The 9,107-nt window shown below is 73.5% G+C and carries 8 protein-coding genes; 3 read left to right on the plus strand and 5 right to left on the minus strand.

Annotation, left to right across the window (positions count from 1 at the left end):
• Positions 1-1,011: helix-turn-helix transcriptional regulator (locus NH602_RS24220; RefSeq protein WP_253068982.1), on the plus strand; the 1,011-nt coding region annotated here is incomplete at its 5' end.
• 9 nt (positions 1,012-1,020) lie between these two features.
• On the opposite strand, the gene NH602_RS24225 is transcribed toward NH602_RS24220, so the two are convergent.
• Entirely contained in the window at positions 1,021-1,812 is a 792-nt protein-coding gene (locus NH602_RS24225; RefSeq protein ID WP_253068983.1) for an SDR family NAD(P)-dependent oxidoreductase, read from the minus strand.
• Positions 1,813-1,957: 145 nt separating this feature from the next.
• Between NH602_RS24225 and NH602_RS24230 the strand changes: the two genes are divergently transcribed.
• On the plus strand, positions 1,958-2,407 hold the full coding sequence (locus NH602_RS24230) for a MarR family winged helix-turn-helix transcriptional regulator (protein ID WP_179761516.1): 450 nt from the start codon (positions 1,958-1,960) through the stop codon (positions 2,405-2,407).
• 18 nt (positions 2,408-2,425) lie between these two features.
• Here NH602_RS24230 and NH602_RS24235 read toward each other — a convergent pair whose 3' ends face one another.
• From NH602_RS24235 to NH602_RS24250, 4 genes are all read right to left on the minus strand, one after another.
• Positions 2,426-3,904, minus strand: coding sequence for a dynamin family protein (locus NH602_RS24235; RefSeq protein ID WP_179761517.1), 1,479 nt, complete (start codon positions 3,902-3,904; stop codon positions 2,426-2,428).
• Positions 3,901-5,730, minus strand: coding sequence for a dynamin family protein (locus tag NH602_RS24240; protein WP_083658704.1), 1,830 nt, complete (start codon positions 5,728-5,730; stop codon positions 3,901-3,903). The genes NH602_RS24235 and NH602_RS24240 overlap by 4 nt, the downstream gene beginning before the upstream one ends.
• A gap of 183 nt (positions 5,731-5,913) precedes the next feature.
• On the minus strand, positions 5,914-6,723 hold the full coding sequence (locus NH602_RS24245) for an IniB N-terminal domain-containing protein (RefSeq protein WP_073576079.1): 810 nt from the start codon (positions 6,721-6,723) through the stop codon (positions 5,914-5,916).
• Positions 6,724-6,836: 113 nt separating this feature from the next.
• Positions 6,837-7,685 carry a hypothetical protein gene (locus NH602_RS24250; protein ID WP_179761518.1) on the minus strand — a complete coding sequence of 283 codons (849 nt, stop codon included), beginning with the start codon at positions 7,683-7,685 and terminating at the stop codon, positions 6,837-6,839.
• 241 nt (positions 7,686-7,926) lie between these two features.
• On the opposite strand from NH602_RS24250, the gene NH602_RS24255 reads away from it, so the two are divergent.
• A partial coding sequence (locus tag NH602_RS24255) for an Hsp70 family protein (protein ID WP_253068984.1) occupies positions 7,927-9,107 on the plus strand: 1,181 nt, incomplete at its 3' end.

The following is a 9,107-nucleotide window of genomic DNA, read 5'->3' on the forward strand; positions in this document are numbered from 1 at the left end:
GGGGCGCCCGCCCGGGCCCGGCACCGGCTGCTGCTCGGCTGGATCGCGCTGCTGCGCGGCGCGACCGGCCCGGCGTCGGAGCGGCTCGCCGCTGTCGACGCGGGCGACGACCCCCTCGAACCGCGTGACGAGTTCCTCGCTGCCGCGCTGCAGGTCGCGATCGCCCGCCGCCAGTCCGACCTCGGGGCCCTGATGCGGTCCTGGACGCGGGCGCGGCAGGCGATCGTCCGGCACCCGGTCGACCTCTACGTGCTGCAGCCGCTCGGGGAGCTGGTGACCGCGGCGTCGCGGCTGCGGGAGGAGAGCTGGGTGGCCCCGCACCTCGCCGAGGCCGACGCGCTGCTCGACCGGCTCGGCCGGCCCGCGCTGTGGGCCGCCCCGCTGCACTGGGCGCGGCTGCAGGCCGCGGTGCTCACCGACGACGTCGAGGCCGCCCGCGCCCGCTCCGACGAGCTGCAGAGCGCCGCCTGCGGCAGCCGCTTCGCCCACGCCATGGCGACGGCGGCCCCGCACTGGGTGGGCGTGCTGGAGGACCGGGTCGACGCGGCCGAGGTCGAGGCCGCCGCCCGCGGGCTGCACGCCGTCGGCCTGTCCTTCGACGGCGGTCGCCTCGCCGGGCAGGCGGCACTGCGGACCGGGGACCGGCGCGCGGTGTCCGCCCTGCTGGCCTGCGCGCGGGCGCTGCAGGCGGCGGGGACGGACCTGCGCCAGGGGACCCTCCCGCCCCTCGCGGAGGAGCTCGGCCCGGTCACGGAGGAGCCCGCCGCCGCGGCCCCGGCGCCCGTCGAGGCCGCCCCGGAACCGTCCGGGTCGGGTCTGCTGTCCGAGCGCGAGCTGGAGGTCGCCGAGCTCGTCGTGCAGGGGCGCACCCAGCGCGAGATCGGTGAGGCGCTGTTCATCTCGGCGAAGACCGTCGAGCACCACGTGGCCCGGATGCGTCAGCGTCTCGGGGTGGGCGGCCGCAGCGAGCTGCTCGACGAGCTCCGCCGGATCCTGGGCGACCGCGGCTGACCCGCCCGGTCAGGGCAGGATCGAGTCGACGTAGCCGCCGTCCACGCGGACCGCGGCCCCGGTCGTGGCGGAGGCCAGCGGCGACGCCAGGTAGGTCACCATGTGGGCGATCTCCTCGGGCTCGATCAGCCGCTGGATCAGCGACTGGGGCCGGTGGGTGCGCATGAACTCGCGCTGCGCCTCGTCCCAGGGCAGGGCCGGGTCCACCAGCTGGTACACGAAGTCCTCGACGCCCGCGGTGTGCGTCGGTCCCGCGATCACCGAGTTGACGGTGACCCCGCTGCCGGCCGCCTCCTTGGCGAACCCGCGGGACAGTGCGAGCATCGCCGTCTTGGACACGCCGTAGTGGATCATCTCGGCCGGGATGACGACCGCGGAGTCGCTGGCGATGTTCTGGATGCGGCCCCAGCCGCGGTCGCGCATGCCGGGCAGGTAGGTCCGGATGAGGCGGGCCGCGGTCAGGACGTTGACCTCGAAGTAGCGGCGCCAGTCGTCGTCGGTGATGGTGAGGGCTTCCTGGGCACCGAAGACGCCCAGGTTGTTGACCAGGACGTCGACCTCGGGCAGCTCCGTCGCGAGGGTCGCGGTGCCCTCGTCGGTGGTGACGTCGGCCGCCACGCCGACGACCTCTCCGCCGGACTCGTCGCGCACCCGGGCGACGGCCGCGTCGACCCGTTCCGCGGTCCGGCCGTTGACCGCGACCCGGGCGCCCGCGCGGGCGAGGTCGACGGCGATGGCGAGTCCGATGCCCTGGGTGGAGCCGGTGACGAGGGCGGTCCGGCCGGTGAGGTCGAGGTGCATGGCTTCTCTCCAGGAGTCGGGGTGGCCGTCTCGTATCGTGGTGTCGGCACGTGCAACAGTCGGCGCACGCTGATAGTTGCACACGCTGGTTATTGCCGACGCCGACAACGTAGCACCGTCACCCGGTCCGAAGGGGAGGCACGCCATGTCGCTCGACGACGATGCGGTCGAGACGCGGGCGCGGGGGTGGCGCACCCTGGCCGCCCTGCACGCCCGGTTGGAGGACGACCTTGAGCGGGCGTTGCAGCGCTCCTACGGGCTGTCGGTGGTGGAGTACACCGTGCTCGACGCGCTGGCCCGCCAGGACGGCTTCCACCTGCGGATGGCCCAGCTCTCGTCGGTGGTGGTGCTCAGCCAGTCGGCGACGACCCGGCTGGTCGGCAGGCTGGAGGACCGGGGGCTGCTGCAGCGGTACCTGTGCCCCACCGATCGCCGCGGGGTCTACACCGAGCTCACCGAGCAGGGGCGCCGGCTCCTGGAGAGCGCCCGTCCGGGCCACGACCGGGCGTTGGAACAGGCGCTGGTCGACGCGGCGACACGCCCCGAGCTGGCCCCGCTGGTCGCGGCGTTGCACGCCCTCGACGCGACGACCTGATCCCTCGGCCCTGATCCCTCAGTGGTGCGCGTGCGGGCGGGACGCCTCGGCGAGCAGCCCCTCGCAGGACCGCACCACGATCCGCGCGGCCTCCGCCGACGCCCGCCCGGTCAGCGGGCTCTCCGCCCGCCGCCGCCAGCGGCGCAGCGCCTCGGAGGCGGCGTCGTGGACCTCGCGCGGACCCGCGGCACCGTCGAGCCCGAGCCGGGCCGCCGCCGAGCCGCCTTCGCCGCCGAGCAGTCGTTCGGCGTCGGCGAGCGCCTCGGGCGGGAACACGATCTTGCCGGCGCGCAGGTCGGCCAGCGCCCGTAGCTCGACGAACTCGTGCGCCCCGGCCAGGATCCGCTCCACCTCGGCACGCAGCGCGGCCGTCGCCGGGCGGGGCTCGCGGGTCAGCACAAGGTCGACGGCGAGCAGCGCGGAGCGGGCTTTGAGCAGGTCGCGGCGCTCGGAGAACTGGGTGTCGAGCACCGAGCGCAGCTCGTCGAGACCGGAGCGGCGCACCAGGTCGTCGGCCAGCGCGGTCGGGTCTTTCACGCCCTGCCGGATCAGCGTCGTCCCGAGCCGGACCCCGAAGAGGCCGAACCGCTCCAGCAGCGCGATCCGGGTGGCGGAGTCGGGCCGGTCGAGCTCGGTGCGCCCGAAGCGGTCGGCCGAGAGCAGCAGCGCCTCGACGTCGCCCCGCGGGAGCGCGGCCAGCTCGGTGAGCGCGACGTACTCGTCCTGCCGCATGGTGCGGGCGGTCTCGGCGAGCAGCCCGGCGACGGCGACGACGGTCTGGCACAGCCCGCGCAGCTTGTCGTCGCCGCGGTAGCGTCGCGCGATCCGGCGGGCCGACACGAGCGCGTCGAGCCGGCCGACGCCGATCTCGTCGGCGCGGGAGAGCACCGCGATGGTGTTCACCGGGGTCGCGCGGGCGACGCCGCGGTCGTGGAAGGCCTCCAGGAACCGCACGTCACCGGCGTGCAGGTGACGCATCAGGTAGACGACGGCGTCGGCGGGCGACGGTGTGTCCTCCGGCGTCAGGAACTCCCCGGCCCGGCCGGCCGCGTCGGCGGTCAGCGACCCGATGCCGGGGGTGTCGATGAGGTTGGTGCGCCGCAGGTGCTGCGACGGCCAGTCGACGTGCAGCCGGTCGACGTCCTCCACCCGGGCGCCCTGCAGGTCGATCTGCAGCGCGCCGTCGCGCCGGGCCAGGGTGAGGGGGCGGTCCGCGCCGGAGCGCAGGTGCATCCGTACGCCCGGGGCGGGCGCGTCGGCGTACCAGGTGACGATCCGGGTGCACTCGCCCGCGTCGGTGGGGGCTATCCGCTCCCCCACCAGGGCGTTGAGCAGCGTGGACTTGCCCGCCTTGACCTTGCCCGCGATCGCGACGCGCAGCGGCTCGTCGAACCGCTCCAGGTGGTGGCGCAGCCACCCGGCGGCCTGCGGCGAGTCCCCGTAGGCGTCCAGGGTGCGGCGCAGCAGCACGCGGGTCTGGTCGGTCAGCGCGCTCACGCGGACGCCTCCGCCCCGGCCGCCGCGGCCAGCGCGCGGGCCCGCTCGGCGAGGCCGGAGACCCGCTTCAGTTCGGCCTCCAGGTCCGCGACACGCTTCTGCCGCGAGGCGTCGTCCTTCAGGGCGGTCTGGGCGGCCGAGACCGACTCCTTCAACGCGTCGGACAGCTCGTCGGCGACGGTGGTGAAGTGGTCGCGCAGGTCGCGCTGGATCCGGCGCAGGTTGTCCCGCGAGTCCTTGCCGACCTGGAAGGTGACCTCGTCGATGTGGCGCCGCACCGCGTTCTTCGACTCGGCCTGACGACGCTGCTTCATGCGCTTCTTCTCGTCGCGCACGGTCTTGGCACCGAACAGCAGTCCCGCGCCGACCGAGACCGGATTGAGCAGAGCGAACCCGGCGACGGTCGAGGCCAGGCCGAGCATCAGCATGCCGCCGTAGCCACCGCGGGCGCCGACGAAGAGCTTCTGGCCGACGCCGAACTTCTCGTCCGCGGGCATGTCCAGCGGGTCCACCAGGCCGGCCACCGACCCGCCGGCCACGCGGAGTTCGGGCAGCGTGACGTCGACGGCCTCCGCGAAGTGGTCGGCGACCTGCTCGGCGAGCCAGCGGGCCCGCTCGGTGGTCCACACGAAGTTCTGCGCGACGGCGTGGGCGACCTGCTTGTGGAACCACTCGGCGAACTGTTCCCAGATGTCGGCCGGGTCGGCGTCCTCGAGCAGCTGCTCGGCGTCGCGCGAGACGGCCCGCAGCCGGTCGCGCAGGTCGTAGTCGATGTCGGCGATGAGGTCGGCGACGCCGTCGTTCAGCGTGGTCTGCCAGCGTGCGGACCGCTGACGCAGCCCGTCGACGCGTGACCGGGCCGACTCCAGCTCACGGGCGAGCTGCCCGGCCTTCTCGGGGTCGTTCTGCGACATGAGCTCGGCACGCATCGTCGACTCCAGCGCCTGGCAGGTGACCAGTACGTCCTGGCTGGTCGAGCGGCGGTCCAGGTCGTCGGCGGCGGAGACGACCTTGCGCAGCAGGAAGCTGGTGAGCGCCTGGAAGCCGGACTCCGCGATGAGGTCGAGGTCCTGGGTACGGGCCGCGTGCAGCCGCAGTGCGGAGGAGACCGGCAGCAGCCGGGCGTCGATCCCGGCGGTCCGCAGGTGACCCTCGTCCAGCTCCACGATGCGGCGCCAGTGCGGGTAGAGGTCGGTCTTGGTGACGACGCAGGCGACATTGGGGCACAGCTTGCGCGCCGCCTGCAGGAACTCCAGCTCCGGAGCTGTGTACTCCTGGCTGGCGTCGGAGACCAGCAGCACGGCGTCCGCCGTGGGCAGGGCCGACATCGTGGCCGCACCGTGGGCCGACCCCAGGCCACCGACCCCGGGGGTGTCCACGAGTGCGAGCCCGCTCTGCAGGAGCTTGCGGGGCAGCGTCACCTCGGCGCGGGTCAGGCCGGCGCGGTTGCCCGGGTTGCCGCCCTCGGACACGTGGTCCGCGAGCTCGTCCAACCCGACGACCGTCCGCTCGGCCTTCTCGGCCACGGCCCCGTCGGTACCGGCGATCTCACGGACCAGCGTCACCGACGTCTCCTCGCCGAAGCGGACGAGGGTCGGCACGGCGGTGGCGATGTCGTCGTCGACGGGACAGACGGCGGCGTTCACCAGGGCGTTCACGAGCTGGCTCTTGCCCTGCTTGAACTCGCCCACCACGAGGACCCGGACCACCGGGTCCGACAGCCTGGTCCTGGTCTGGCGCAGCCGGGGAGCGAGGTCGGGACGGTCGTAGGCCGTGACCGCCTTGAGGGCGAGGTCGACCAGCGCGACCGCCTCCGGTACCGCCACGTGCGTTGCGCCCCCCATCGCTCCGGAGCGGTGCGGTCACCGCTCGTCGCGTCGCTGTCATGGATACACCAACGTCATCGGCCCCGGTCACCCACGTGAGGGTGGCCGGGGCCGATGGGCCGTGCAGCCGATCCTACTGCTCGCGGACGGAGCAGGGACGATTTCTCGTCAGGGTGTCGAGGATCAGAGCAGCGAGGCGTTGACGTCGAGGTCGGCGTCGTTGAGCACGTTGACGTTGCCGCTGTCCTCGGTGACGGTCGAGGTCGAGCTGTCGACGTCGGTGTTGAACGAGTCCTCGAACGACGTGGTGGTCTCGTCGGTGGTGGTGGTCTCCGACGAGTTGTAGGAGTCGTTCACCGAGTCGTCGCCGTCGGCGTCGCCGCCGCCGATGGCGACGGCGCCACCGTCGTCGGCGGTGATGTCGCCGTAGGAGTCGGCCGAGGAGCCGTCGCCGAAGGCGACCTGGTTGTCGTCGCCGTTGACCACGGCGTTGCCGTCGCCCACCGCGTTGCCGTCACCGGTGGTGATGGTCGAGTCGCGGATGTCGTCGCCGGCGGCCACCGCACCGTCGCCGGACGCGACGACGGAGTTGGTGTCGATGTCCTGGCGGAAGTCGCCGCCGCCGGTGTCGATGTTCTGGTTGATCGAGTTGTCGACGATGGTGTCGCGGTCGTCGACGTTGTAGGTGTAGTGGTTGTTGGTCACGTACTTGTCGATGTACTTGACCGGGTCCTCGCCGTGGTGCACGGGCGGCGGCGGCGGGGTGTGGTGGTGGCCGCCGCCGTGGCCGCCGCCGGTGTTGTAGTCGCGGTCGAAGGAGACCTCGTCGTTGTCCTGGGCCAGGACGATCGCGTCGCGGACGTCCTCGGCGGAGACGTCGGACAGGCCGCACTGGGCGAGCAGGCCCTGGGGGTCGTCCTTGAACTCGGCCAGGAGCTTCGGGTCCTTCAGCAGGTCCAGGATGAACTGGATCAGGGTCTTCTCGGCGGACATGGCGTTCTCCTCAGGGGGTGCCGTCGCGCTCGGGCGGGCGACGGAAGACGGTGGTGGCGGGGTGAGCGGGCCGGAGCCGGTGTCCGGCCCGCTCGGTCACTACGGGAGTCGGGTCAGGCGATGTCGAGGTCGACGTTCGCCTCGAGGCCGTTGCCGATGTTGGTGTTGCCGCTGTCGGTGGTGGTGTTCTCCACCGAGTCGTCGATGGTGGTGTTGAACGAGTCCTCGAAGCTGGTCTCGTTCGTCGTCGTGGTCGTGGTGGTCTCCTCGTTGAAGGAGTCGTTCACCGAGTTGTCGCCGTCGGCGTCGCCGCCGCCGATGGCGACGGCGCCGCCGTCGTCGGCGGTGATGTCGCCGTAGGAGTCGGCCGAGGAGCCGTCGCCGAAGGCGACCTGGTTGTCGTCGCCGTTGACCACGGCGTTGCCGTCGCCCACCGCGTTGCCGTTGCCGGTGGTGATGGTCGAGTCCTCGATGTCGCGGCCGGCGGCCACGGCGCCGTCGCCGGAGGCGGTCACCGAGTTGGTGTCGATGTCCTGGCGGAAGTCGCCGCCGTCGGTGTCGATGTTCTGGTTGATCGAGTTGTCGACGACGGTGTCGCGGTCGTTGACGTCGTACTCGTAGAAGTTGTCCTTGACGTGGACCTTCTCGTGCTCCGCGCCGTGCTTGTGGCCGCCCTCGTGGTGGCCCTCCGAGCCGGCCTTCCAGGCCCAGCCGGCATTGCCGTGGTCCCAGTCGAAACCGGTGTCGTAGCTGCGGTCGAACGACACGGTGTCGTTGTCCTGGAGCAGGACGGCGGCGTCGCGGACGTCCTCGGCGGTCAGGTGTCCGAGACCGTGGTACTCGAGCGCGGCGTCGGGGTCCTTCAGGAACCAGTCGCGCAGCTCGATGTTCTCGTCCTTGTCCGGGCCGAGCCCGAGGATGATCTTGACGAACTCGACGAGAGAGAGGTCGCGGCCGGCCATGGTTGCCTCCGGGGCAGTGAGGTGGGTACCGGTCGTGGTGTCGGCCGGTGATGACGAGAAAGCTAGGGGCGCCGCCGGGTCCGGCCATCGGGGATCGCTCCGGGTCCGTGGGGGGGCCGTTAGGGGATCGGTCCCCAACCTCGAACTGCTGCGCCGCACGGGCTAACACCGGGGCGGCCCCCGTCGATGGGTTTCGGAGAGGACCACGCCGGCGTGCCGGTTCGACGAGGGGGGAGCAGTGATGTCGTACCTGCTCGGGATCGACCTGGGGGCGACCTCGGTGACCGCTGCCGTGCTGCGCACGGGCGGTGCCGCGGAGCCCGTGCGGCTGGGGGGCCGCGACGGGAGCGACGTGCTCCCGGCGGTGCTCGTCGCGACGCCCGGGGGTGACCTGCTGTGCGGTGAGCCCGCCCGTCGCCGGGCCCCGGCCGAGCCGGACCGCGTCGCACGCGGCTTCCTCGACCGGGTCGGGGACCCGACCCCGCTGTCGCTGGGCGGCTACGCCTACGCGGCCGAGGACCTGTGCGCCCGGCTGGTGCGTGTCCTGGTCGACGAGGTGTCCACCCGGCACGGCGGCCCGCCGTCGCGGATCGGGGTCACCTGCCCGGTGGGCTGGGGCCGCCACAAGCGCGACCTGCTGGCCGCCGCACTGCGTCGCCGCGGGCTGACCGTCTCCCTGGTGACCGCGCCGCAGGCCGTCGCGCTCGCCCACCGCGCCGTCGTGCCGGCCGGGGGGCCGCTCGCCGTCGTCGACCTGGGGGGCAACGGGACCACCGCGACCGTACTGGCCGCGGCCGCACCCGGGGTGCTGCCCGACGCCGTCGGCCGCACGCTGAGCTGCCGGACCGGTGGCGCCGACGTCGACGACGCGGTGTTCGCCTTCGTCCGGTCCTCCTCCCCGGCCACGGCCGCCGCGTTCGACGCGCTCGACCCCGACGACCCGCGGACCGTCGCCGCTCTGACCGCCCTGCGGGACGAGTGCCGCGCCGCCAAGCAGCTGCTGTCCCGGGACACCGTCGCGACCGTCCGGGTGGAGATGCCCGGCCTGCTGACCGCGGTGAGGATCCACCGCTCCGACCTCGACGAGCTCACCCGCCCGCTGCTCGAGCCGGTCGCCGACCTGGTGCAGGACGTCGTCGCCGCCGCCCCCGACGCCGAGGTGCTGCTCGCCGGCGGTGCCGCGCGGATGCCGGTCGTGGTGCAGGCGGTCTCGGCGGCACTGGGCCGCCCGGTCGCCGTCGTCGCGGACCCGGTGGCCGACGCCGCCCGCGGTGCCGCATTGGCCGTCGCACCGGGGGCCGGGACCTCCTGGCCCGGTGTGCGGATGGCACCGCTGACCGGTGTCCCCGCGCCCCGCGAGCCCGTCGACCCGGCCGGGCGCAGCCCGTGGGGTCGGCCCGGGCCGGAGGCCACCGAGCGCAC

Source organism: Pseudonocardia sp. McavD-2-B (assembly GCF_024124365.1).
Taxonomy (GTDB): Bacteria; Actinomycetota; Actinomycetes; order Mycobacteriales; family Pseudonocardiaceae; genus Pseudonocardia; species Pseudonocardia alni.

Bases quoted from the DNA above. Each gene is read 5' to 3' on its own strand.
- NH602_RS24225 (WP_253068983.1), bottom strand. From the start codon at position 1,812: ATGCACCTCGACCTCACCGGCCGGACCGCCCTCGTCACCGGCTCCACC.
- NH602_RS24245 (WP_073576079.1), bottom strand. From the start codon at position 6,723: ATGTCCGCCGAGAAGACCCTGATCCAGTTCATCCTGGACCTGCTGAAG.
- NH602_RS24230 (WP_179761516.1), top strand. From the start codon at position 1,958: ATGTCGCTCGACGACGATGCGGTCGAGACGCGGGCGCGGGGGTGGCGC.
- NH602_RS24250 (WP_179761518.1), bottom strand. From the start codon at position 7,685: ATGGCCGGCCGCGACCTCTCTCTCGTCGAGTTCGTCAAGATCATCCTC.